General features: G+C 66.9%; 20 protein-coding genes. 8 read left to right on the plus strand and 12 right to left on the minus strand.

Annotated elements, in window-relative coordinates; all coding sequences use genetic code 11:
• Positions 1-8: 8 nt before the first annotated feature.
• The 3 genes from F3J43_RS12770 to F3J43_RS12780 all read left to right on the plus strand — a co-directional run bounded on the left by F3J43_RS12770 (position 9) and on the right by F3J43_RS12780 (position 3295).
• On the plus strand, positions 9-647 hold the full coding sequence (locus F3J43_RS12770; RefSeq protein ID WP_166886550.1) for a DUF4136 domain-containing protein: 639 nt from the start codon (positions 9-11) through the stop codon (positions 645-647).
• Positions 648-667: 20 nt separating this feature from the next.
• Positions 668-1228, plus strand: a complete 561-nt coding sequence (locus F3J43_RS12775) for a DUF4136 domain-containing protein (protein ID WP_166886553.1) — start codon at positions 668-670, stop codon at positions 1226-1228.
• 114 nt (positions 1229-1342) lie between these two features.
• The gene (locus F3J43_RS12780; protein ID WP_205297830.1) at positions 1343-3295 is read left to right on the plus strand and encodes a pilus assembly protein TadG-related protein; all 1953 of its coding nucleotides are present in this window, start codon (positions 1343-1345) and stop codon (positions 3293-3295) included.
• On the opposite strand, the gene F3J43_RS12785 is transcribed toward F3J43_RS12780, so the two are convergent.
• Both F3J43_RS12785 and F3J43_RS12790 read right to left on the minus strand, forming a co-directional pair.
• Positions 3280-5916, minus strand: coding sequence for a PAS domain-containing sensor histidine kinase (locus tag F3J43_RS12785; protein ID WP_166886556.1), 2637 nt, complete (start codon positions 5914-5916; stop codon positions 3280-3282). The two genes, F3J43_RS12780 and F3J43_RS12785, sit on opposite strands and share 16 nt — an antisense overlap.
• Positions 5913-6356, minus strand: a complete 444-nt coding sequence (locus tag F3J43_RS12790; RefSeq protein WP_166886559.1) for a TadE/TadG family type IV pilus assembly protein — start codon at positions 6354-6356, stop codon at positions 5913-5915. The genes F3J43_RS12785 and F3J43_RS12790 overlap by 4 nt, the downstream gene beginning before the upstream one ends.
• Positions 6357-6431: 75 nt before the next feature.
• On the opposite strand from F3J43_RS12790, the gene F3J43_RS12795 reads away from it, so the two are divergent.
• Together F3J43_RS12795 and F3J43_RS12800 are read left to right on the plus strand one after the other, a co-directional pair.
• Positions 6432-6902 (plus strand): A24 family peptidase, encoded by a 471-nt coding sequence (locus tag F3J43_RS12795; protein WP_166886562.1) that lies wholly within the window; start codon positions 6432-6434, stop codon positions 6900-6902.
• Positions 6903-7020: 118 nt separating this feature from the next.
• Positions 7021-7797, plus strand: coding sequence for a response regulator (locus tag F3J43_RS12800; RefSeq protein WP_166886567.1), 777 nt, complete (start codon positions 7021-7023; stop codon positions 7795-7797).
• A 31-nt stretch (positions 7798-7828) separates the two neighbouring features.
• Here the strand turns inward: F3J43_RS12800 and F3J43_RS12805 are convergent, their stop codons facing one another.
• Genes F3J43_RS12805 through cpaB form a run of 8 tightly spaced genes read right to left on the minus strand, consistent with a single transcriptional unit; the run spans position 7829 to position 15272 of the window.
• Entirely contained in the window at positions 7829-8089 is a 261-nt protein-coding gene (locus F3J43_RS12805) for a DUF3613 domain-containing protein (protein WP_166886570.1), read from the minus strand.
• Positions 8090-8102: 13 nt separating this feature from the next.
• Positions 8103-8804 carry a tetratricopeptide repeat protein gene (locus F3J43_RS12810; RefSeq protein ID WP_166886573.1) on the minus strand — a complete coding sequence of 234 codons (702 nt, stop codon included), beginning with the start codon at positions 8802-8804 and terminating at the stop codon, positions 8103-8105.
• A 55-nt stretch (positions 8805-8859) separates the two neighbouring features.
• Positions 8860-9744 carry a type II secretion system F family protein gene (locus F3J43_RS12815; RefSeq protein WP_166886578.1) on the minus strand — a complete coding sequence of 295 codons (885 nt, stop codon included), beginning with the start codon at positions 9742-9744 and terminating at the stop codon, positions 8860-8862.
• 2 nt (positions 9745-9746) lie between these two features.
• On the minus strand, positions 9747-10625 hold the full coding sequence (locus tag F3J43_RS12820; protein WP_205297833.1) for a type II secretion system F family protein: 879 nt from the start codon (positions 10623-10625) through the stop codon (positions 9747-9749).
• On the minus strand, positions 10625-11881 hold the full coding sequence (locus tag F3J43_RS12825) for a TadA family conjugal transfer-associated ATPase (protein WP_166886584.1): 1257 nt from the start codon (positions 11879-11881) through the stop codon (positions 10625-10627). Before F3J43_RS12825 ends, F3J43_RS12820 begins: the two co-directional genes overlap by 1 nt.
• Entirely contained in the window at positions 11878-13068 is a 1191-nt protein-coding gene (locus F3J43_RS12830) for a CpaE/TadZ family protein (RefSeq protein ID WP_166886587.1), read from the minus strand. Before F3J43_RS12830 ends, F3J43_RS12825 begins: the two co-directional genes overlap by 4 nt.
• The gene (locus tag F3J43_RS12835; protein ID WP_166886590.1) at positions 13065-14312 is read right to left on the minus strand and encodes a type II and III secretion system protein family protein; all 1248 of its coding nucleotides are present in this window, start codon (positions 14310-14312) and stop codon (positions 13065-13067) included. The genes F3J43_RS12830 and F3J43_RS12835 overlap by 4 nt, the downstream gene beginning before the upstream one ends.
• Positions 14313-14330: 18 nt before the next feature.
• Positions 14331-15272, minus strand: a complete 942-nt coding sequence (gene cpaB / locus F3J43_RS12840; RefSeq protein ID WP_166886593.1) for a Flp pilus assembly protein CpaB — start codon at positions 15270-15272, stop codon at positions 14331-14333.
• A gap of 285 nt (positions 15273-15557) precedes the next feature.
• Between cpaB and F3J43_RS12845 the strand changes: the two genes are divergently transcribed.
• Together F3J43_RS12845 and F3J43_RS12850 are read left to right on the plus strand one after the other, a co-directional pair.
• Complete coding sequence (locus F3J43_RS12845; protein WP_166886597.1) at positions 15558-15731, plus strand: Flp family type IVb pilin; 174 nt, start codon at positions 15558-15560, stop codon at positions 15729-15731.
• Positions 15732-15777: 46 nt separating this feature from the next.
• Complete coding sequence (locus F3J43_RS12850) at positions 15778-16185, plus strand: response regulator (protein WP_166886600.1); 408 nt, start codon at positions 15778-15780, stop codon at positions 16183-16185.
• Between the two features lie 61 nt (positions 16186-16246).
• Here F3J43_RS12850 and pbpC read toward each other — a convergent pair whose 3' ends face one another.
• Positions 16247-18595: a peptidoglycan glycosyltransferase PbpC gene (gene pbpC, locus F3J43_RS12855; RefSeq protein WP_166886603.1), complete on the minus strand. Its 2349-nt coding sequence runs from the start codon at positions 18593-18595 to the stop codon at positions 16247-16249.
• A gap of 68 nt (positions 18596-18663) precedes the next feature.
• Here pbpC and F3J43_RS12860 point away from each other — a divergent pair, with 68 nt between their 5' ends.
• Positions 18664-18957, plus strand: coding sequence for a hypothetical protein (locus F3J43_RS12860; protein WP_166886606.1), 294 nt, complete (start codon positions 18664-18666; stop codon positions 18955-18957).
• 119 nt (positions 18958-19076) lie between these two features.
• On the opposite strand, the gene F3J43_RS12865 is transcribed toward F3J43_RS12860, so the two are convergent.
• Complete coding sequence (locus F3J43_RS12865; protein WP_166886609.1) at positions 19077-23981, minus strand: alpha-2-macroglobulin family protein; 4905 nt, start codon at positions 23979-23981, stop codon at positions 19077-19079.
• Positions 23982-24095: the final 114 nt, after the last annotated feature.

Raw genomic sequence — 24095 nt, forward strand, 5'->3', positions numbered from 1 at the left:
GAGGACTCATGCCGTACCGCTTGCTCTGCCTGGCCGTGCTGCCGTGGCTGCTCAGTGCCTGCGAAGGCACCAACCCCTACATCGCCAGCGGCAAGCCGATCCCCCCGGCCCCGCCCCAGGCTGCCCGCACCTTCGACGCCAGCGCCTATCCGGCCAAGCCCCTCGACTACGGCCATTACCGCAGTTGGCGCTGGCGCAACGACCAGTTGCCACTCGGTGTGCCCAACGCCGATCCAGCCCCCTTCGCCGACGCGGTCAGCAGTGCCCTCGACCAGCACGGTCTGCGCCCGGCCCGCAATGCGCCGGCCGACCTGCTGGTGAGCGCCGACGTGCGCCTGGAGCGGCGTCTGCGCCAAGTTCGCGACTATGACGCCTACGACCCCTACTACGGGGGTTACCCGGGCTATGGCGGCATCGGCTACGGCGGTTATCGCCATGGCTACGGCGTGTATGGCAGCGTGCCTGTCGTGCGTACCTACGAGATCGAAGTGATGGTGGTACGCATCGACCTGTTCGACGCGCGCAACGGCCAGCCCGTATGGAGCGCCAGCGCCGAGAGCGGCAGCGAGCGGGGCTCGCCACTCGACCGCGAGAACGCCTTGCGCGAATCGGTGGACAAGGCACTGAGCGGCTATCCTCCCAGTTAACTTTTTAACGGAGAACCATCATGTTGCGCCGTCTCATCCTACTCTCCTTCGCCCTGCTGCTGGCTGCGTGTTCGAGCAACAACGTGCAGCAGGATTTCGATGCCAGCCGCAACTTCGCCGCCTACCGCAGCTGGGCCTGGCAGGAGCCGGGCCTGCAGTACCGCCCGGATGATCCGCGGATCAAGAGCGACCTCACCGAGCAGCGTATCCGCCAGGCCGTCGCCGACCAGCTCGACCAGCGCGGCCTGCGCCCGGTGCAAGGCAATGCCAAGGCGGACCTCAAGGTGCGCGCCTACCTGATCGTCGAAGACCGCCAGCAACAGATCACCACCAATTACGGCGGAGCCTGGGGGGGCTACTGGGGCGGCTACTGGGGTGGGCCGATGTACAACGAGACCCGCAGCGTCGACTACAAGGTGGCAACCATCCAGGTCGACCTGTTCGATGGGCGCGACGGCAAGCTGGTGTGGCGTGGCAGCGCCGAACAGATCATGAACAACTACCCGCCAAGCCCTGAAGAGCGCAATGCAGCGATCCAGAAGACCGTGACCCAGGTGCTGTCGAACTACCCGCCGCACTGACCTCGACGGGCCATCCGAGCGCAGGCGGCGCGACAAGGCAAGATGCCATCATCTTGACTACACTGCCTTGACCGCCGCCACGCTGCCCGGCTCGACGCCGGCAAAGGAGTGCCCGTGGTTTCCCGTCCAGCGCTTCGCCAACGTGGCGCGATCGGCCTGATGGCCGCGCTGATCCTGGGCCTGGCCCTGCTGTTCATGCTCCTGGCCGTCGACAGTGGCCGTCTCTATCTCGAACAACGCAAGCTCCAGCGCGTCGCCGACATGGCGGCCCTGGAAGCGGCCGAACATGGCGCCGCCTGCAGTGGCAGCGCCCCCCAGGCCGCCACCCTCGCCCGCACCGCCGCCACCCGCAACGGCCATGCCGCCAGTGATCCGCTGATCGCCAGTTGCGGTTACCTGCGCACCGGTGGCAACAACGTGCGCAGCTTCATCGGTGATCCTGTGCGCAACGAAGCGATCAAGGTCGAGGTCAGCAGCCGAGTGAGCACCAGCGTCGCCGCCGGTGTGTTCGACCTGGTGCAAGGCAACGGCCTGCCACGCACCACGACCCTGCGTGCCAGCGCGGTGGCGGCCAAGCCGCTGCCGCCCCAGGCCATGCTGAGCATCCGCAGCAGCCTGGTCACGCTCAATTCCGCCCAAGGTTCGCTGCTCAACGCCCTGCTCAAGTCCCTGGGCGGTTCGGCTCAGCTCGACCTGCTGGGCTGGCAGGGCATCGCCAACACTCGCCTGGACCTGCTCAGCTACCTCGACCAGCTCGCGATCGATCTGCACCTGGGGGTGGGCGACTATCAGCAACTGCTCAACCTCGACACCAGCGCCACGGTGCTGCTGCAGGCGGCGGTCAAGGTACTGCAGCAAGGTGGCGCGGCAGTCGACGTGGTGACCAACCTGGGCAAGATCGCCGCCGACCTGCCGGTTGGTGGGTTGCAACTGGGCCAGTTGCTCGACCTGCAAAGCGGCACCGCCCATGCCGGCCTCGACGCCAGCGTCCAGTTACTGCAACTGGTGCAGGGCGTCATCCAGCTGGCGGCCAGCGAGCGCGCGGTCAACGCCGACCTGCCGATCAACCTGCTGGGCCTGGTCAATGGCCGCGTCCAGCTACGCATCATCGAGCCGCAGCAGATCTCGGCCATCGGCGATCCGCGGGTCGACGACCTGCGCGTGCACACCGCCCAGGTCCGTGCCCTGGTGTCCCTCGACCTGCCCTTGCTCAGTGGCATCGCCGGGCTGCTCAATGCCGTGCTGGACCTGGCCGCGCCACTGACCAACGTGCTCAACAACCTGCTCAGCCTCAACCTGCTGGGCACCGTGCAGTCGCTTACCTGCGCCCTCGGCGTGCCGTGTAAGGTCAGCGACATCAAGCTGCTCGACAGCCAGCTGCACATCGACATCGGCCTCGAAGTGGCCGAGGCCAGCAGCCGACTGCGCCCGGCACCGCCGGACAACTACAGTTGCAGCCCCAAGAGCCTGACGACCCTCACCCAACGCTCCGCGGCGAAGATCGCCATCGGCAGCTTCGACTCACCGGCGGACTTCCTCAGCCAGGGCACAGCGGTGGTCAAGGCGCTGCCGTTGATCGACATCGGCACCAATGTCTGCAGCCGCCTGCTGATCCTGCCGCCGTCCTGCGGCACACGGGTGCCGTTCGCCGGAGGTGGTATCGGCCTACGGGTCGACAGCAAGGTGCTGGGCAGCGGCCCGCTGGAAAAGCCGCTGCTGTTCGCCGGTGCCAGCGCCCCGCCGAACCTTGGCCTGGCGCCGGCCTACCAAGCCATGGACAGCGACCAGGCCCAGGTGGTCGCCAGCCTGAGCGACACCCTCTCCGGCATCCACCTGGAAGCCTACAAGCCCATCGTCAACAGCGGCCTCGGCCAGGTGCTGGTGCTCACCGCCGGTTTGCTGGATGGGGTCAGGAACATTCTCGAACCGCTGATCCGCAACTTGCTGAGCCCACTGCTCGATCCGCTGCTCAACAGTCTCTTGAAAGTGCTGGGCATCGACCTGGCCAACGCCCAGGTCGGCGCCAATCTCAGTTGTACCGGCGGTCACGCTCAACTGGTGATGTGAAGCGGCAGCTCGATACGAAAGCAGGCGCCTGCTGCACCGTTGGCCACGCTCAGGCGCCCGCCCATGTGGCTGACGATGCCATGGCTGACCGACAGCCCGAGTCCGGTGCCGGCACCGACCGGCTTGGTGGTGAAGAACGGCTCGAAGATGCGCGCATGCAGCAGTGGATCTATACCGCCGGCGTTATCCTCGACCAGCAGGTTCAGCCAGTTGCCCTCCAGCGCCTGGCGCACCCGGATCCAGGGCTGCGCGCCAGCATTCGCCAACAGTGCATCGCGGGCATTGACCAGCAGGTTGATCAGCACCTGCTCCAGCTGGTCCTGTTGTCCAAGCACCGTCGGTTGCTCGGCGGGCACCTCCAGGTGCAACTGCACCCCCTTGCCACGCAGGCCCTCCTCGAGCATTGCCCGGCCCCCTTCGACCGCGGCCCAGGCCACGAAAGGCACCGGTTCCAGCGCCGAGCGCCGCCCATACACACGCATGTGCTCGACCAACCGCGCCGCCCGTTCGACCTGGGCCTCGACTCGGCGCAGCTTGTCCTGCAAATAGGCCGGATCGGCGTTACCGCTTTCCAGGCGTTTGAGGGCATTGGCCACTGCCATGCGCATGACATTGAGCGGCTGGTTGATCTCGTGCACCAGGCCCGTGGCCAGCTCGCCCAGGGTGGCCATCTTCGCGCCCTGCAACAGTTGCTGCTGGCTGCGGCGGACCTCGCTGTTGTCCCGACCTACCGCCTGGACCTCCACGAGCCGGCCCGCGGCGTCGAACAGGCCACGATCGGCCCATACCCACCAGGCATGTTCACGCCCCGGCAGTTGCAGGCAGATTTCCGCGCTGCCCAGTGGCTGCTCTGGCGTCAGTTGGCGCAGACGCAGGAGAAAGGCTTCGCGCTGCTGCTCGGACAGCCACTGGCCAAGGTTCATCCCCGGCAGTTGTCCCGAACTGCAGCGCAACTGCTCGGCCAACGGCCGGTTGCCGAACTGCAGCGTCAGGTCCGGCAGGTAGCGACAGATCATCGCCGGAGAATCCTCCACCAGCACTCGGTAGCGCTCCTCGCTCTGGCGTACCCGCTCGGCGCTTTCGGTGGCCTCGCTGACATCCAGCCACAGGCCGACCACCTCCAGGGGCTGGCCGAGATCGTCGCGCAACAGGCGCGCCTCATCGAGCATCCAGTGATAGCCGCCATGCCGGTCGCGCAGCCGATAGCGGCAGCGCACCTGGCCATCACGCAGCAGGCTGCGCGTGCGCTCCAGCCACAAGGCATGATCCTGCGGGTGCACGGCCAGACCAGGCTGGCGCGCCTGTTCACTGTCATTGGCCCAGCCCAGCAGCGGTGCCAGGCTGGCACTGAAGAACTCACCGTGCAGCGCGCCCTGGGCATAACGTTGCACATAGATCACCGCAGGCGAACTGGCGATGAGGTTTTCCAGGCGTGCCTTGGCGGCATCGGCCTGTTGCTCCTGGGCCTTGAGCGCCGTGATATCGAGCAGGAAGCCGCGCAACTGGCGCCCCTCACGCTGCCCCACCCAGTGGAACCAGCGCGACGCGCCCTGGGTATTCGCCGCCGACAGCCGCAGGCTGAGGTTCAGCGCCTGGCCTTCATGGGCCTGGGACAAGGCCAGCCGGGCGGGCTCGCGCTCGGCCGGATGCAGGCAGGCCAGCCACTGCTCCCGCGATACCTGGCACGGTAGCTCGAGCGCCCTGGCCAAGACCGGGTCCAGCGTCATGTCACCCTCCAGGGGCCATGTCCACCAACCGGCACCGAGCTGTTGCTGGAGTTCGTCGAGGTAGCTGGCCTGCTGCTGCAATTGCTGACGCCGCAAGCGCGCCAGCAGCGGTTCGGCCAGGGTCCGCAGCAACGCCAGGGCCATGTCATCGGCCGGCGGCTGCCTGGCGCCGGCGCACAACAGCCAGGCTTCGGCTTCCAGCCCTTGACGGTAAGGCAGCAGGAACAAGGTGGTGCCACCACAGGCGGCCAACAGGTCCGGGTCGTCACGTATCTCGAGCAACGACTGCGCAGGCAACCGCGACAGCCAAGGCTGCAGACGGCTGTCCGCAGGCCATGGCCACTGCTCCTCGCTGCTGGCGTAAGTACGCCAGGCCGTACCGTCGCGCAACAGCAGGCGCAGCGCAGTGGCCTGCCAATGGGTGGCAAGTGCCTGCAACTGCTCGGCGGCGACCTGCGCCAACCGCTCGGCACCGCACTCGCGCAGGGCATGGCCGATCTCCCCGAGCAGCGGCCGCTGCCGGTCCCAGCGCTGCTCGCGCAACAGGTCGCCGATATCGAACAGTTGCAGCAGCCACTGCCCGCCCTGGCGCTGCAGCCAGCCGCGGGTATGCAGGGCGTGCCCGGTCACCGTGTGGAAATCCAGGTCCAGCGCTTGCCCCTGCCAGTCGCCGGGCACACCCTCGAGCACCAGCCAGCTGTGCGCCTCGAGGTAGTCATGGACCCGGGGTTCTGCCTGCCCGGGCAGGACCAGCAAGGTTCGCAGCGGGCCGGACAGGCGCAGGACCCGGGCCTGGCCGTCCAGCCACAGTTGCAAGCCGACCGCCGGCACGGCGTCGACCTCGGCAGGAAGCACCGGCGCCCCGCGCCAGCGGTCGAACAGGCTGCCGCTCACAGTTGCAGGCTCGCCTGGGCCTGCAGGCGCGCCGGCAGGTTCGGCACCTCGCCGATCAAAGGCAGTACCAGGACCGGCATGACCCGGTTGAGCCGCTCGCGAGGGTAGTCGATGGTCACGGTCAGCACCTTGTCCGCGCCAATGCTGATCCGGGTGTCGGTCAGGGCGCTGAAACCCAGCGAACTGGGCATCCACGCCAGTTGCTGGGCGATCACCTGGCGTGCCAGGCCCTGCACGTCCAGTTCATAGGTGGCACTGGCCGGGTCCACCGCCACGCAGCGGCGCACTGCCTCGCTGCTGGCCTGGTTGAACGACTGCAGCATGAGCATTGGCAGGGCGTAGCTGACCAGGCCGTAGAACACCGCGAAAAAGATCATGAATACCGCGACAAATTCGAGGGCTGCCGCGCCTTTTTGCCGTCCCGCCGGGCCTGCTTGCATGATCGCGTCTACCCTGACTGTGAGACCTGTCTGACAGCATAGAACCGTTCAACGAATAGGGATGGCAATTTGCCAATGCAAAGCATTGTTCTCCTGATGTGGCTTGCCTTGTGCGCCGAACAAGATGTCCGCGAACGACAGATTTCCAACTCCCTCACCCTCGGCGTCGCGGCCTTCGCGCTGATCTGGCTGTTCGCCACCGGGCACAGCTGGATCGGTGCCGATGCCAGCGATGCCGGCTGGGCCCTGGCGATCGTCATGCTGCTCACCCTGCCCGGCTACATGCTGGGCCGGTTCGGCGCCGGCGACGTCAAGCTGATGGGCACCCTGGCCCTGGCCACCAGCCCGCAGTACGTGCTCGGCACCTTCATCGGCGCCGGCATCACCGTGCTGGCCTGGCTGCTTGGCCGCCGGCGCCTGTGGACCCTGCTCAACCCCAAGCTGAAAAAGCGCCTGCAAAAACTCGCGGAAGAGGTCGGCGACAAGCAGCCCTTCGCACCTTATGTGCTGGCCGGATTCCTCCTGACCGCCGTCTGGATCCAATAAACGACCAAACAGTCAGAAGAGGTCTACAGTCGATGTACATAATTGCAAAGTGCGACTACGTTTCTTGCTGCCAGGGCGTCTGGCTCAGGCACAGGGCCGATACAACAGGGAGTTGATCGTGAACAAATCCGTCAGTGGGGTGAAAGTGCTGATAGTCGACGACCAGCCGGTGATCGTCGAAGAGCTGTGCGAGTTTCTCGAGGGCGAAGGCTATCGCTGCGTGCCCGCCCAATCCACCCGGCAGGCCATCGAGTGCTTCAAGGCCGACGAAGCCATCGGCCTGGTGCTGTGCGACCTGCACATGCCCGAACACGATGGCATCGAGCTGGTCCGCGCGCTGAAGCAGATCGCCGGCCAGCAGCGGCTGTTCGAAGCCATCATGCTGACCGGCCGCGCCGACAAGCAGGATGTGATCCGCGCCCTGCGCGAGGGTTTCGCGGACTACTACCAGAAGCCCATGGACCTCGATGAGCTGCTCGAAGGCGTGCGTCGCCAGGAGCAGGCACTGCAGGAACGCCAACGCAACTTCCGCGAGCTGGGCAGCCTCAACCAGCGCCTGCAGGAACTGGCCGAATCCATCGACGACCTTTACCAGGACCTGGAGAAAGCCCGTGGCCAGGGCACCCACCGCCGTGCCAGCGACAAGGAGGACAGCGAGCCCGAACTGCCGGCGGCGTTCGAGAAGTTGTCGCCGCGCCAGCTCGAAGTGGCCAAGCTGGTGAGCAAGGGCAAGACCAACTACCAGATTGCCTGTGAGCTGGGCATCACCGAAAACACCGTGAAACTCTACGTCTCGCAGGTGCTGCGCCTGACCCACATGCACAACCGCACCCAACTGGCACTGGCGCTGACACCGCGCTCGTCACCGGTACACCAGCGCTTCACCACCCATTGAATGACTGAGCCCCGCCACGGATGTGCGGGGCTCAGTTGTTCGACGAGTTGACCCTGGTCCAGCGATAGAAATCCGGGATCGCATACTTGTAGCTGTCCAGCCAGCGCTGCATGGCCTGGTCGCGCTCCTTGTCGGTCTGCACCTGGGGCACCGGGGAAGCCTGGCGGTTCTTCGCCTGCACCTGCAGCCAGGCTTCCGTGGCGGTCTCCGGTTGGAGCTGGCGGGGCGGATCATCGGCCTGGGCAGGCAGCGTCGCGGCCAGGCACAGCAGGGCGAAACAGGTTCGGTACATGGTCACCTCCCGATCAGTTGAGCAATGCGCTGGAAACGCTGGCCGCAGCCAGCGGGCCACGTCCACTGGCGCGTAGCTGTTGTGCCCGGGCCTGGGCCTGGGCGAACTGCTCGGGCCGCAGGTGCAGGCGATTGACCAGGTCCTCGGCCTGACCCCAGTTGTCCTGCACCAGCGACAGGGTAACCAGGTTCACCGCCGGCAACGGGTTGTCATCCTTGAGCTCGAGGGCGGTGAGGAACTCGAACCGCGCCTGCTCATGGTTGCCCAGGTTCATCTGCACCACGCCCAGATCGTTGCGCACTTTCTCGTCGGTCGGCGCCAGGCGCGCCGCCCGTTGCAGGTGACGCAGCGCCTGCGGATCATCGCCACGGGCCGAGGCCATCTGGCCCAGGCCATGTTCGCCCTCGGCCGCCAGGCAGCCGCCCAACAGGCTGCGATACAACGGCTCGGCCTCGCTGCGTCCCAGCAGGCGCAATACCCTGGCCTTGCGCAGACGCACCTGGTCGAGGCGCTCCGGCAATTGCTCAAGGTGCGCCAGCCCGGCATGGGGTCGGCCTTCGCTGATCATCTGGTCGGCCAGGTCCAGGCTCATCTGCTGGTCGGTATCCGGCTTGCCGCAGCTGCCTGCGCCGAGCAGGTGAGCCAGCCCTTCGGGCGGCTGGCCGGCACAACCTGTGAGCAGCAACAGGCCACTGAACAGCAGGATCGCTTTCATTGCACTTCCCCCTTGAAACCAGCCCCCACCCATGGCTCGACGCGCCCTTGCAAGCTCATGGCCCCAAGGCCCGCGCCAGTGCCGAAAAGCCCGGTCCCGCCAGTACGATCAGCAGGGCCGGGAACAGAAACACCATCATCACCGCCGACATCTTCGCCGACATCTTCGAGACCCGCTCCTGCAAGCCAGTCAGGCGGCGGTCGTCGAGCAATTCCTTGAGCGCCAGTAGCGACTTCATCGAGCCACCACCCTGGACCAGCAACTGCTGGAGGATCACGCAGGCATCACTGAACTCGTCCACCGCCAGTTGCCGCGCACACTTGTCCAGCTCCAGGCCGAGCGCCAACCCTGAATCGACCCGTTGCAGCACCAGGCGCAGTTCGTCGCTGATGTTCGGCACCAGGCTACGCCCCTCATGGGCCAGCACCCGCAAGGCCTGCTCCACCGCCAGCCCCGTCTCGAACAGGATGCGCAGCAACGGAATCAACAGGCTCACTTCTTCGCCGATACGCCGCTGCCGCCGCGCCGCCGCCAGCGCCAGCAGGCGCTTGGGCAGCAGGTAGCCGGCGCCCAGCGCACAGAGCGCCAGTACCGGCCAGTGCCCCTGTTCCCCCGGCAGGCTGTGGAGCATCAGCAGCACCAGCGTCAACATCAGTACCGGCAAGCCCAGTTGCACGGCGGCAAACAGCGCCCGCTGCCGACTACGGCGCCAGCCCAGGCGGTCGAGCAACACCTGGCTCTCGCCATCGAGCCGCTGCAGGCGGCGCCCCAGCGGGCTGCTGCCCAGCCATTGCAACCAGTCGCCCAGCCGCTCGTCCCGCCCCAGGCCTCCCTGCAGACGCCGCGCCACCCGCTGCCGGCCCCGCCACTGCCGCAGCGCCTGCAGGCCGAACAGGGCAAAGCCGGCAAACAGGCACAGGGCGCTGAGCATCAAGGCCATGGTCACAGGCTCCTCATCATGCGCCACAGCACCAGGCAACCGATGGCCTGCAGGGCGAAGGCGAACAGCAACATCAACCGGCCATGGCCATCGTTCCACATGGCCAACAGGTAACCGGGGTTGGCGAACAGGAAGTAGCCGACCATGGCCAACGGCAACGCACCGAGAATCCAGGCAGTGATGCGGGTTTCTCCGGTCATCGCGCGCAACTGCCGCTCGCCCTGCTCCTGCTCGCGGATCAGCTTGATCAGGTTCTCCATCAGCTCGCTGGCATTGCCACCATGGCGCTGGTTGATGCGCAGGCCCAGGGCGAACAGGCGCAGCTCGTTCTGCCCATAGAGCTCGGCCAGCTCGCCCACCGCATCTTCCAGCGGCACCCCCAGCTGCACGTTGCGCCGAACCCGCAACATCGCCGAGCGCAAGGGCTCGCGGGTGGACTCGATGCCACCGAGCACCGCATCGTTCAAGGTGCGCCCGGATTTCAGGCTGCGCACGCTGTAGTCGAGCAGCCCGGGCAGTTGCTGGATGATCTGCCGCAACCGGTACCGACAGCGCCAGCTCAGGTACAGGTAGGCCAGCAGCGGCAGCCCCAGCAACAGCATCAAGCCCGCCACCCAGCCGGCGGCCAGGGCCGCCAGCAGACTCGCCACCAGCCAGACCGCCAGCGCGCCACGCAGGGGAAGCCGCCCCTGGGTCAGCCCCGCACGATGCAACAACGGATCGAACCAGTCGTGCCGGACACTGCCGACACGCAGGCTGCGATAGGCCTGCCCCAGGCGTTGCAGCACGCGCTCCTCGCCGCGCTTGTGCAGCCCCAGGCGCACCAGCAGCAACGCCATGCCCAGGCACAGCGGCGAAAGCGCCAGCAGCAGCGGGCCCATCACTGGATGCCCTCATGGCGCAGCTTGGCGCCCGCCGGGTTCGGCGCCTCGCGCAGGAAGCCATCGCCGTTGCGGCGGTCAAGGCGAAACAGGGTGTTGGTGACATAGACGTCGTCGCGCACCCCCACCACCTCCAGCACTTCGCTCACGCAGCGCCGGCCATCGGCCAGGCGGGTCAGCTGGATCACCACATCCAGCGCCGCGCAGATCATCTGCCGCAGGGTCTTCTCGGCCACCTGGCGCCCCGTCAGGCCAACCAGGGTCTCCAGGCGCAGCAAGGCATCCTGGGCACTGTTGGCGTGTACCGTGCTCATCGAGCCGTCATGGCCGGTGTTCATCGCCGTCAGCACATCGACCACCTCGGCGCCACGGACCTCGCCCAGGATGATGCGGTCGGGGCGCATGCGCAGGGCGTTGCGGATCAACTCGCTGGCCTTGATCTCGCCATGCCCCTCGGCGTTCGGCGGGCGAGTCTCCAGGCGCACCACATGCGGATGGTGCAGTTGCAGCTCGGCGACGTCCTCGATGGTCACCAGGCGCTCCTGGGGAGCGATCATCTGGCTGAGGATGTTCAGCAGGGTGGTCTTGCCGGTGCCGGTACCACCACTGACGAGGATGTTGCAGCGCCGCCCCACGGCGCGCTCGAGAAAGTCGAAGATGGCCTGGTCGATGGCGCGGGTGGCCAGCAGGTCGGCGCTCTTGAGCATGTCCTGGCGGAACTTGCGGATCGACAGGCACGGACCGTCCAGCGCTACCGGCGGGATGATCGCATTGATCCGGCTGCCGTCGGGCATGCGCGCATCGACCATCGGCGAGGACTCGTCCAGGCGTCGCCCCAGGGGCGCCAGGATCCGCTGCACCACGCGCTCGACATGATGGGCGTCGATGAACCGCAGGTCGGTCTGCTGCAGCAACCCGGAGCGCTCGATGAACACCCGGTGCGGCCCGTTGACCAGGATCTCGGTGACGCCTGGATCACGCAGCAGCACCTCCAGCGGACCATAGCCGGTCAACTCGTCGACGATTTCCTCGGCCAGGCGCTCCATCTCATAGCGCGACAACGCCAGGCGCAGGCGGGCGACATAATCGCCGACCTGCTCGAGCACGAACTGCGCCAATACCGGGCGGGCCCCTTCGAGCAGGTTGCGGCCGCTGTCCTCGATCGCATCGATGACATGCCGGTGCAAGGCCCGCTTGAGCACTTGCGGGTCGTTGCCGGCATGGCGGGCCCCGCCAAACGGCTCCTCGTTGCTCATCGTTTGCCCCACAAGCCGCGCAGCCAGGCGTGGCTAGGCGGCGCCAGGTTCTCGGAGCGGCTGGCCAGGCGCTCGCCCAGGCTGCGCAGGGCCTGGGTCAGCCCCTCGCGTGGCGCCAGCTCGAACAGGCTCAGCCCCTGGTTCTTGGCGTTCAGGCGCACCTCTGGGCTATAGGGCATGACCTTGAGCAAGGGCAGTCCATAGCGTTTGGCCAAGGCCTCGGCATCGGGCGCCACATGGCGCATGAAGCGGTCGACCAGCAAGCTGGCGTGCTCGAGCTTGATGCCACGGTCGCGCCACTGTTCGAGCACCTCGAGGTTGCGCCGGCAATCGAGGATGTTCTGGTCGGTGTACAGGATCAGCTTGTCGCAATGGCTGACGATGGTCCGCAAGGCCTCGCTGTCGGCCTGCCCGGCCAGGTTCACGACGATGTGCTGGAAATGCTGGCGCAAGGCGCTGAGCAGCATGTACAGCTCGGCGGCGCTGCTCTGCTCCAGGGCCTCGTCGCCATCGGCGTAGGCGAGCAGGCGCAGGCCACCCTTGTCGCGGCTGAAGGCGCTGTCGATCAGCGTCGCGTCGAGCCGGCGCAGGTGCCGCAAGGCGTCACCGAAATGAAACGAGGCCTCCAGCCCCAACAGTGCCAGGCTATCGCCACGGGGCAGGCCGAGATCGAGCAATAGGGTCTGCTGGCCACTGTCCTGGACCACCCGCGCCAGGTGGGTGGTGAGCAGCGCGCCGTCGGCGCCGCGCTGGGCCCCGTAGAGCACGGTGAGGCCGCCCAGGCTGGGGTTGCTGGTGACCGCCGGCAGACGCTTGCCCAGGCGCCGCACCAGCCCGGCCACTTCGCTGGCGCGCGAGCCGTAGGCGACGAAGTCGCGGGCACCGGCTCGCATCGCGTGAAGCACCAGCTGGTTGTCCATGCCATCGCCCAGCGCAACGATGGCCAGCATCGGCTTGGCCTCCAGCATGCCCTCGATCAGTGTGCACTGGCCGATCAATTGCTCACGGTCCAGGCCGATGAACACCAGGTTGCTGAACGTCATGTCGACCAGCGCCAGCAGCTCGTCAAGGCTGGTGCCGGCCGCCGCGATCACCTGGCCCATCGGTGCCAGGGCTCCCTGCAGCCAGTGCAGGTCCTCCTCGTTGCGGGTCAGGGCCAGGTAGGTCTGGTTCAGGCTCTCGCTCATCGCGACATCCCGCCCCGGCCATCGAAGCTGCCGTTTTCCATGAAGAACAGACGCCCCCAGCTAGGGTCGTAGCTGCGCAAGCCCTCGCCCGGCAGTTCCGGCAAGCGGGCATTGGCTGCCAATGGTTGGACCAGGTGCGGGGTGACGATCATCAGCAACTCGGTCTCCTCGCGGTTGAGCGCCGACTGGCGGAAGAACGCGCCGATGATCGGCAGGTTGCCCAGGCCCGGCATCTTGTCCACGCCCGAACGCACGTTGCTGCTGATCAGGCCACTGATGATGAAGCTCTCGCCATCGGCCAGGGAAATGCTGGTGTCGGTGCGGCGCACGCTCAGGCCCGGGACCTGGGTGCCGGCGATGGTCACCGCGTGGTTGTAGTCCAGCTCGCTGACCTCGGGAGCCACCTTCAGGGTGATGCGGTCGCGGCTGACCACCGTGGGGGTCAGCGCCAGGCGCACGCCGAACTCCTTGTATTCGATCGACACGTTGTTGCTGCCGCTGCTGGGTACCGGGATGGGAATCTCGCCACCGGCCAGGAAGCTTGCGGTCAACCCGTTGAGCACGGTAAGGCTGGGACGTGCCAGGGTGTAGGCGAAGCCGCTGTTCTCCAGGGCATTGATCATCGCCATGAAGCGCCCATTGTTACCGCCCAGAACGATGTTGAAGACGTTGTCGTTCAGCCCCACGCCAGGCAGATCGGTCGGGCGTACCGTGGCCCCGGGCACCGTGCCGGGCGCGCCGATCAGACTGTTGGAGCCCTTGAAGAACAATCGCGCGCCGGCCTCCTTGTACTTGAGCCGGCGCACCTCGACGAAGCGGATGTCAGCCTGTACCTGCACCGGCAGATCCGCCTGCGCCGACGGCAGTTGCGCGGTCCCGGTCATGTCGGCGCTGGCCCGGCCCTTGACGAACAGCATCGTCCGGTGCGGCGTCGACGAGCAACCGGTCCACAGCATCAGGCTGGTATTGCCCTGCCCCACCGCCGTCAACAGCACCGCCCGTTCGCCACTGGCCTGCACATCGGCCACCTTCGGCTCGCCCACCGCCGCGCGGGTGATGGTCATCGGCAGGCGCAGCTCTTGCTGCAACCCTTGGTCCAGCTCGATCACCGAGGGCAACTGATCGTATCCTGGGCAGCCCTTGCCAGCGGCCTCTGCCAACGGCGCCAGCAATGACAGGGCCAGGCCGGCGCATGTCGCGATCGACGCGGTACGACGCAAAGCGCTACGCAAAGAACTACGCATGACGTGCATCCTTGCCGGTTAGGGTTTTTTGTTCGACTCGACGCCCTGGGCGCCACGGATGATCTGCATCGCCGGGGCCCCGACGGCGGCGGCGGCCCCTGAAGAAACCTGTGACAACTGGCTGAACCGGTAGAGATCGCGGCTGGCGCTCTCCAGCGCCGGCGCGGTATCTGCATCTCGCCAGTAGCTCGCCAGCAGCGCTTCGTCGGCGCTGCGCACGGCCAGGCGCAAGGTGCCGGCCTGGGCCGCCAGCATCAGCCGGCTGGCCAGCGCCTCGGGGACCGCCAGGGCCACGGTACGGGCGCTGCTGCCACCCGCAGGCTGCTGGTCACGGCGGGCCTTCTGCTCTTCGGCGCTCTGCGCCGGCCGGCCGTCGTTGGCCAACCCGGTCTGCTGATCGACGCTAAGCACGCGCAAGGCTGGCAGCACCACCTGTGCCGATGCCTGCGGGTTGTTGTTGTCCTCACGCAGAAACAGCAGCACATCCACATAGTCGCCCGGGCGTAGTTGCCCTGCGGCCCCGATCACGTCATCCACCGCCAGTGCCACTGCCCGCTCATGACGGCGGATCATCCTGGCCAGTGGGCCGCCAGCCTGGAAGCTCGCCTCCTCCAGCCAACTGCCCGCCGGCAACGGGCGGGCGCTGCTGCGCCCAAGTACCTGCTCGAGTTGCTGGAAGGCGCCGACCGGCGCCACCTGCAAGCGCTCGACCAGCACATCGTCCTCGCCGACCGGCGTGTTGGCCGGCAATGCCCGGCGCAATACCAGCACCGGTGTGCGCGGCGGTTCCTCGGGTTGGACAACAGGAGGGGCGACAACCGGCAATGGCGCATCGGCCACTGTGCCGGGCGGTGCCGGTGCAGACACTGGTGGGCGACTCAGGCGCACTCCCCAGTAGCCGGCCAGCAGTGCCGCGAACAGAAACAGGCCAGCGAGGATCATGCTCAAGCGACTGCTCATTCGCTCCTCCCTACGCCCTGGCCAAATGATGGCAAAAAGTAATTATTTTGCTATTGGACGGTAGCGCAGCCCTGCCAATTCGCCATTAGGTGCCTCTGGTTTTTTGAGCCATGAATTTGACGCTTTGCCAAAACAGCGACTTGGCAGCGTCAATACGCACCAATGCTTTAGGACTAATGCCTTCTTACATTTGCAGCCTGCCACCGCTTGGCAATCCTGTGATGGCAAAGGGGTGTCACTTTCAAGCCCCACCACCGGCGCCGCTCGAGCGCGAGGAGATCTGCCATGCTGCAACGCATCCTGAATCACTGCAAACACTTCATCCAACGCAAGGACGGCGCCTCGGGCATCGAGTACGCGGTGATCGCGGCGATGGTCGCGGTGGTGATCGCCGGGTTCGTCACCCCCATCTCGGCCGCGATCAGGACCATGTTCACCACCATTCAGGGCGCGCTCTGAGGGCCGCCGCGCAACACCTGGGTGATCCATCCCGCAGGAGCCAGCCATGTCGACCTCTTCCTTGCGTGAACAGATTCTTCTGGTGGACGACGAGGAAGAGGCCTTGCTCGAACTGGCCGAACTGCTGGAGAACGAACACTTCTGCTGCCACACCGCCACCTCGGTCGACGCCGCGCTGCGCCAGCTGACCCGGCATCCCGACGTGGCACTGGTCATCACCGACCTGCGCATGCCCGGCGAAAGCGGTATCGGCCTGATCAAGCGCCTGCGCGACCATACCGCGCGCCAGCACCTGCCGGTGATCGTGATGTCCGGGCACGCGGACCTGGACGACGTCAGCGACCTGCTGCGCCTGCATGTCCTCGACCTGTTCCGCAAGCCGATCTATCACGCCCGCCTGCTGGAAACCCTCGAGAACCTGTTTCCCAAGCCGCTGCTGACAGCCATCAAATAACATCCGCCCATGTGTATCGCGCCCGCCGCGGCCATCTCGCCCCAGGCGCGTCCTGGCCGCTTCAATCGCTGACCTGGAACTCCACCCGCGCGGTCTCGCCACTGCCATCCAGGGCACTCAACTCGACCCGGCCGGTCTGTTCGAAACGCACCAGCAGGCTGTCCTGTCCGCGGGTCTCGCCCAGCGGCTGGCCATTGAGGAACCACCAGCGCTGCCCCCCGCCGCCCAACGCCGATACCCGCAACTGCAAGGGCTCGCTGCTGGTGGCCGGGCGTCGCAGGTTGTCGCCGGCACGTACGCCGACGATAGACAATGGCGGCGCGCTGGCCGCTACCTTCGGCGGGCACGCCGGATTCACCGCCGGCAGGCGTGCCGCTCGCCGCTCCTGACGCGGCAGCCAGGGCTCCAGCGGCGCTGGCCACAATGCGATGTCCCGCGCATGTGCGCCCGTGCAGGCGGCATCGACCCGCAGCCCCTGCTCATCGACCCAGACCGTGTCGCGCAGCCCCAGGCCCAACGGCTGGTCGGCCGCCTGCAGGGTCGGCGGTGTGGTGCCGTCCAAGGTCCAGGCGAAGCGCTGGCGGCGGCAGTTCGGATCCTGCCGGCTCATCGGCTGCCCCAGCGGCCAGCAGATCGCCGCCACCCCGACCGAGGCCGGCACCGCCTCGACCGGCACATCGATGCCACGCTGGGCATCGCGATTGCTGAGCAGATCGTGCACCTGCAGCATCAGTGGCGCCGCCGAGGCCAGGCCGAACTGGCCGGGCACCGGGGTACCGTCGGGGCGACCGATCCATACACCGATCAGGTAACGCGGCCCCACCCCCACCGACCAGGCATCCCGAAAGCCATAGCTGGTGCCGGTCTTCCAGGCCAGTTGCGGGCGCTGCACCAGCTCGGCGTGGGGATCGCGATCCGGACGGGCCAGGCCGCTGAGAATGCGCCGGGTGATCCATGCCGAACCTGGCGACAGCAGGCGTCGCTCCAGCAATGGATCCTGCGGTTGCAGGCGGATCCTCGCACTGCGCCCCTGGCGGGCGAATGCCGCATAGCCGCCGACCAGGTCCTCCAGGCGGCTGCCGGCACCGCCGAGGATCAGCGACAGGTTCGGCTCGGCCAATGGCGGCAGCAGCAACGGCACGCCACCCATGCGCATCTGCGCGGCGAAACGCTTCGGCCCGTAGGCTTCGAGCAATTGCACCGCAGGCAGGTTGAGCGACAGCGCCAACGCCGAGCTGGCCGAGACCGGCCCGCTGAAGCCCATGGAGAAGTTGCCGGGGCGATAGTCACCGTAGCGACGCGGCACATCCTGCAGCAGCGATTCGGAGTGGATCAGGCCATCGTCCATGGCCATGGCATAGAGGAACGGCTTGAGGGTCGAGCCCGGCGAACGCAAGGCATGGACCATGTCGACATGGCCGAAGCGGCGCTCGTCGCCCAGGTCGATGGAGCCCAGGTAGGCTCGCACGGCCATGTTCTGGGCCTCCACCACCAGCAACGCCGCCGAGGTGCGCTCGGGTAGCCGCGCACGCCACCCCAGCAGCAGGTCCTCGAGGCGTCGCTGCAAGGCCGCGTCGATCGTGGTGCGGATCAGCGGCGGACTGTCCGGCGTATTCAACCGTCGGGCCAGCAGTGGCGCCAGCGCCGGCTCCTGACGCGGTGCGAGCAGCAGCGGCTCCTCCCGGGCCTCGGCGATTCGCTGGGCCGGCCACACCTGGTACTCGTCAAGGCGTTGCAGCACCTTGTCGCGGGCCCGTTGGGCGCGCTCGGGATGGCGGTCCGGGCGCAACCGGCTGGGAGCCTGGGGCAGTACCGCGAGCAACGCGGCCTCGGCCGGGGTCAGGTGCTTCGGCGACTTGCCCAGGTAGGCCCAACTGGCTGCCGCCACACCCTGCAAGGTGCCGCCGAACGGCGCTCGGTTCAGGTAGAGCTGCAGGATCTGCTGCTTGGACAGGTGCCACTCCAGCTGCGCCGTGCGCCACAGCTGGCGCAGCTTGCCAGGCAGGGTACGATCATGCGGGTCGAGCAACCGCGCCACCTGCATCGACAAGGTGCTGCCGCCCGACACCACGCGCCCACCCCGCAGGTTGAGCCAGGCGGCCCGGGCCAGGGCCATGGGGTTGACCCCGGGGTGGTGGTAGAACCAGCGATCCTCGTAGGCAAGCAGCGCCTCGAGGTACAGCGGCGACACCTCTTGCGGACTCACCGGATAGCGCCACACGCCATCGGCATCGGCGAAACGCCACAAGGGCGTGCCGTCCTCGGCGAGCACCACCCGCGCCAGGTCGTCGCCCGGCATCGGCAACGGCCAGATGCGGTCGGCCAGCCACAACAGGGCGATACTCCCCAGACCGACGATGGCCATGCGCCGCAGGACCCGTTTCAGGCTTGACCGGGCTAAGCTTGGCATCGGGAACCGACCGGGCCAGGTGATGGCCAAAGGCTTGGAATCACCGATTCGTTCATCAGGAAGCAACTATGCATGTAGAAGGTTTTTTCGAGTGGCTGGGCCAGGCACTGGGTTCGTTGATCCGCTTCATCGTCGACGGGCTGAGCGGGCTGTTCAACCTGCTGGCCAACGCAGGTGGCAACTTCATCGACGGGCTGGCGCGCACGCTGGGCATGGACACCTCGCTGGTCAGCATCCTGGCGCTCATCGTTGGCCTGATGCTGCTGTACTCGGCCATCCGCGCGTTCATGCGGGCGTCGATCATCCTCGGGATCATCTGGGCGTTGCTGGGCTTGTGGGTATTGAGTTGGGTCGTCCATTGAATGCACGTCCTCGTGGGCGCGGGCTTGCCCTGCAATAGCGTCAGGTCAGGCAGTGATGCCCGTTGTGCTGACGCCATCGCGGGGCAAGCCCGCGCCCACGAATCTTCGCCCACGCAGGCTCAGCGGCCGCGCACGACCATCTCCCCCTGGCTTTCGCCGGTCGCCTGCAGGTTCGGCCGGTACATCGATTCCACCTGCGGCGGCGGGATACGGTAGCTGCCCGGGGTCACCGCCCGCGCCAGGTACAGCAGGTGGGTGGTGCCGTAGCTGTCGAGCTTGAGCGCCGCGACATAGCGATCGTCACGGTACTCCTGGTGCACCACGCTGGCGTTCTGCATCGACTCGCGCCACTGCTTCACCGCGCTGCTGGCGTTGTCCAGGCTGGCGGCGCTCTGCGCCAGGTTCTGGTTCTCCAGCTCCAGGCCGGCCGGCAGCAGGTCCACCACCAGCGCATCCGGCACCTGGCTTTGCGCCTTGAGCGCCAGGTGCACCAGCACCAGGTCGCCGCTGCGCAGGCTGCGCACATCCAACGGTTGGCCATTCATACCCAGGTATTCGCGACGAATCTCCAGGCCATTGCTGCTGGCAGGCGGAGCCTGGCGCGGATAGCCCGACAAGGTCAGCTGTTGATAAAGAGTGTCGCTGCCTTCGTTCTGCACCGTCAGCGGCGAGGCCAGCAGCGGACCTTCGAGCTTCATGCCCGACTCGGCGTTGTCGAACTCGCGGACCTCGCCGGCGCTGTCCAGACGCGCCTTCCAGTTGCCTTCAGGCTTGCCCAGCAAGCCTCGCCCGGCGAGGAACAACGCGTTGCGCTCCTGGGTCGACAACCAGCGGTTGGCGGCCAGTTCGTCGGACAGGGCGAACAGACGCTGGTCGACCTGGTTGCCGGCCAGATTGTTCTCCTGCAGCAATGCCAGGATCAGCGCCTGATCGCGCAGGGCGCTGCCGTAGTCGGCCATCCAGCCAGTGCTGCGGGTGATCGCCAGGCCAGCCTGCAGCGCCTGCTGCGCGCGCGGCTTGTCGCCCATCTTGTCCAGTGCCACTGCCAGTTGCACCAGCGGCAGGCCGGAACGGGCATCGGCGCGCCGCTCGAACAGGCTGCGCAACGCCCCCAGCGGCGCCTGCTGGCTGCGCGCCAGGACCAGGCCCGCGTAGGCCTGCACCGCGAAACGGGTGTGATCGGCATTCTGGCTGTAGTCGACCTCGATCAGGTTACGCTCCTGCACGTAGCGCAGCAGGCGCTCGCTGGCCTTCTTCAGCACCTCGGCCGGCACGCCGTAGCCCTGTTCGCGGGCACGCAGCAGGAAGTCGGTGACATAGGCAGTCAGCCAGTATTCTTCCTCGCTGTCCGAGCTCCACAGGCCGAAGCTGCCGTTGTAGCGCTGCATGCCCAGCAAATGCTCGATGCCCATCTCGATCTTGCGCTTGCGCACATCGGCCGGCTCGCCCTTGATGCCCAGGCGCTTGAGGCTGTCGGCGTCGGCATACAGCGATGGGTACAGGCCGCTGGTGGTCTGCTCGAGACAGCCGTAGGGGTAGGCCTCCAGCGCGCGGATCTGTTCGGCGAGGTTCAGCGGAGGACGGCTCGACAGGGCCAGGCTGGCTTCGAGCCCGGCCGGCTCGAACGCGGCCAGGTCGCTGTCCGGCAATGTCCAGGGCTGGTCCTTCAGGGCCACGCGGTAGTGCTTGAGCATCGCCGGGTAGGCCGGGCGCACGCCCAGGGTCCACTCGCGCTCGAAGGGCGTGGCCGGTTCGCCCGGCAGTTGCAGGCCTTCGACCCGTACCCGCACCTTGCCCTGGCCAAGACCGCCCTGGGCTTGAACCGGAATCATCAGCGTGCTGCGCTGGCCTTCGCCCAGGGTGACGCTCTGCTGGGCGCCAGCGGCCAGGGCGAGCTGGCCTTCGGCACTCAGTTGCACATTCAGTTGCTGGGCCCGGCCGGACAGGTTGGCCAGGTCCAGTGCCAGGCTGGTGCGGTCACCGCCGGCGAGGAAGCGCGGCGCCGACAGCTCGGCGATCAACGGTGCGGCGACGATGGTCTTGCCTTCGGCCATGCCGAAATGCTCGTCGGTCCAGGCCTGGGCCATCAGCCGCAGCTCACCATTGAAGTCAGGGATTTCGACAGTGGCCTGCCCCTCGCCCTTGTCATCCAGCGTCACCGGCAGGCTCTGCTGGGCAACGATGGTCACCGTGGTGTTCGGACGCTTGCCGCCCTTGGCCATCGCCGCATCGCCACCGAACGCCAGGCTGGCCAGACGCCCCTGGCCAGCCTCGATCAGCTGGCCGTAGATATCCAGCTGGTCGGCGCCATAGGCCTTGCGACCGAACAGGCTGGCGAACGGATCAGGGGTCTTGAAGTCGGTGATGTTGAGGATGCCCACATCCACCGCGGACAGCAGCACGTGGATCTCTTTCGGCACGCTGCCGTCGGCGTTGGCGGCCTTGAACTTCACCGTCAACGGTTGCTTGGGCCGCATCTTCTCCGGCGCCTGCAGGGTCACGGCGAGCTTGCGCTCGGCGCGGTCCAGCGGCAGGTGCAGCACGCCCACGGCGCGCTTGGGCGTGGCATTGGCCTTGCGCTCGCCCGGGCGAATCACCAGGGCGCTGATGTACAGATCGTGACGCGCCCATTTCTTGTCCAGGGCGACGTCGAAGGTCTTGCCCTCGGCGGGCACGTCGATCGCCTGCCACCACAGCGGGCCATCGGCGGACTCGATCATCAGGTAGCCGGTGCCGGCAGCAGGCGGGGTCACAGTGACCTTGGCGGTGGCGCCGTCCTGGTAGGCCGGTTTGTCCAGGGCGATCTTCACCTGGTCAGGGCGCACGGCGCCGCCTTCGGCGTTGTCCTGGGCACGGTAGCCGGCCCAGAAGCGCTCACTGGACACCAGACCGGTCTGCGGGTCTTCCACCTCAACGCGGTACGGGCCCCATTCCACCTGGAAGTTCAGCTTGGCGGTGGAGCCGGCCTTGACGCTGAGCGTCTCTTCACTCTGGGTGAGGAACTTCTCGTTGTAGTTGTAGCTCCAGCCGTCGCTCTGCGAATAGTTCCAGTAGTAATCGCGGCGCTCGCGGATCAGGCGCACCTTGAGGTTGTCGGCGGCGAGCTTGTTGCCGTCGCGATCGGCCACCAGGAACTCGAACTCCACCGGGCCGTCGCTGTCGGTCTCCTCGCCGGAGAACAAGCCACGCAGGCCGGGCAAGCGCTCGGCCGGCCAGATCGGTTGTTCCAGGCGGCGGGTGATCGGCCGGCCGCCCGACTCTTGCAGGCTGGCCTGCACGGTCAGTTGCAATGGCGAACGGGCCTCGCTCCAGCGGCTCTCGATGTCGATGCTCGCCTTGCCGTTCTGGTCGAGGGTGACTTCGTCCAGCTCCAGGTCCTGGCTCAGCTCGGTCTCGGTGACCGCACCGAACTGGTAGCCCGGCAGTGCCGGCACCGCTTCGCGCAGCGGTCGTACATAGGCCTGGCCACTGAGGCGATTGCCTGCGGCCGGCGCACCGTAGAGATAGCGGCCGCTGACCTGGATGGTCGCGGTGTCTTCAGGCGCCAGGGGCGTGCTGCTGCCCTTGAGCTCCAGCGCCAGGCGCTCAGGGAGGAAGTCCTCGACCAGGAACTCGTAGACCTGCTGACGACCGCCGCCGAGATCGAGCAGCAGTTGCCAGCGCCCGGTCGGTGCCTCGCTGGCCAGTTGCAGCTGGTACTGGAACAGGCCGTTAGTATCGGCCTCCCAGACGAACTTGCGACTGACCTGCTCATCCGGGCGGCGTACTTCCACATTCACCGGCTGGGCCTTGACCGGCTTGCCGTCCTGATCGCGCAACAAGCCGTTGAGCAACACCGTTTCGCCCGGGCGGTACAGGTCGCGTGGGCCGAAGATGAAGAACTGCAAGGGATTGGCCTGGGGACCGGTGATGTCGAACTCGGCCAGGTCCAGCGCCGCGGTGTTCAGGCGCAGCAAGGTGGTGTGCACGCCTTGGGTGGCGATCAGGGTGTCGGCCTTGGCAGTGATCGGCAGTTGCGCGTGGCCGTCGCCGTCGGTCTTGGCCTGGGCCAACAGCTTGCCCTTGTCGTCATGCAGCTCGAGGGTGACGCCAGCGAGCGCCTTGCCGCCTTCCAGCGCCTGGGTGAAGACATCCAGCCGGTCGCGGTAGCGGTGGGCGGACACACCAATGTCACTGAGGGTGAACAGGGTCGCTGGCTGCGAGTAGTCGTAGGTGCCCGAGGCCCGCATCACCGCCAGGTACACGCCCGGGTCCTGCAGCGGCTTGATCCCGGCGATCGGCAACAGCACGGTCTCGCGGGTGTTGCGCGCCGGATTGAGGTCGAAACGGCCGCTGTAGACCAGCTCGGCCATGTCCAGGGTTTCCTTGGACTGGTAGTAGTACAGGCTGGAGTTGCGGCCCCAGTTGACCAGGAAGGTCGACAGCATCTCGGGCTTGACCCGGAAGAACTCGACATCGACCTTGGCGACGTTCAGGGCGATCACCGGCAGGCCTTCGGCCAGGCGCGTGGGCAGCAGCGAGCCACGGCTGGCGAAGCCTACGGTCGGCTGCATGTCGCGGGTCTCGAAGCGGCTGACCGATTCAGCCTCGAGGGTGTTGCCGTTGACCGACAGCAGGCCCTTGTCGATGGTCAGGACCATCTTGCGCTGCGGCTCCAGATGACGCAGGCGCAGCTCCATCTGGTTATCGGAGAGTTCCCAGGCACCATCGACCTTGCCCTTGACGGTATCCACCAGGTGCAGCTTCGCGGCGAAATCCTGATTGGCGTCCAGCGGCGCGGAGACACTGACCGACAAGGTGCTGGCACCGTCGAGCTGCACTTCCGAGACATCCAGCACGCTCAGCTCGCGGCCGGCGTAGCGCTTGGCGAGCACAGCCGGATCCTCGCGCTTGCTCGGCGTGCTGGCGGCAGGCGCGCTGGTGGTGGCTTTCTCGGGGGCGGCCGGAGGAGCGTCCGGCGTCGACGAATCACAGGCACTGAGCAAGGCCAGCGCGCAGGCCAGCAACAATCCTTTGTTGAGCATTTGAGAGAGAACTCTTCGGCAGCGTGTACGTGAGGGGGGCAACTATAGCGCAACGACTCGCGGCTTACCTGGCGATGCGCGACAAGTGAGACCCTGTTCGCGCGCAGCAGTGCC

The organism is Pantoea sp. Cy-639 (assembly GCF_011752525.1).
Lineage (GTDB): Bacteria > Pseudomonadota > Gammaproteobacteria > Pseudomonadales > Pseudomonadaceae > Aquipseudomonas.